This window comes from Paenibacillus forsythiae T98 (assembly GCF_000520735.1).
Taxonomy (GTDB): domain Bacteria; phylum Bacillota; class Bacilli; order Paenibacillales; family Paenibacillaceae; genus Paenibacillus_AQ; species Paenibacillus_AQ forsythiae.
In genome coordinates, this window is the sequence record NZ_ASSC01000623.1 from 1 (window position 1) to 469 (window position 469).

Sequence of the window (469 nt, forward strand, 5' to 3'; positions counted from 1 at the left end):
GCTGACGCTGAACGATTTGGCCGGGCGGCTGAGGGTCAGCCCCTCTCATCTTCACCGCGTCTATAAGGAAGTGACCGGCCTGACGCCCGCCGCCAGGCTGGATCGGGTGCGGCTGGATCACGCCTGCGCGCTTTTGCGCCTTGGCCGGATGTCCGTGTCTGATATCGGCGGGACGGTTGGCTTTCGCAGCGCTTCCCATTTTGCCGCCTGGTTTCACCGGCATACGGGAGCGTCGCCCACGGAATACAGAGAACGGGTTGGAGGAGGAATGGCAGATGAGCCAGAAGACAATATACCGGCATACCCTTAGCTTCGGGGACCGGACATGGACGCTTTGGGGCGGCGCGGATGGGCTGTGCCGCCTGTCCTTTCAGCATGACACGGAGCAGACGGCGAAGGCCTGGCTGGACCGCTACGCTCCGGGCAGCGGCGGGGCTGACGATCAGCGGCCCTTTGAAGAGTGGGGAGC

Annotated in this window: 1 protein-coding gene and 1 pseudogene; both read left to right on the top strand. The window is 64.4% G+C overall.

All coding sequences use genetic code 11. From position 1 onward, the window contains the following. Window positions 1-310, top strand: a 310-nt coding sequence (locus L692_RS31305) for a helix-turn-helix transcriptional regulator (protein WP_025701706.1), incomplete at its 5' end; no start/stop codon positions are given. Further along, a pseudogene (locus L692_RS0119340) lies at window positions 276-469 on the top strand (methylated-DNA--[protein]-cysteine S-methyltransferase); the annotation flags it as partial. The gene L692_RS31305 and the pseudogene L692_RS0119340, both read left to right, overlap by 35 nt.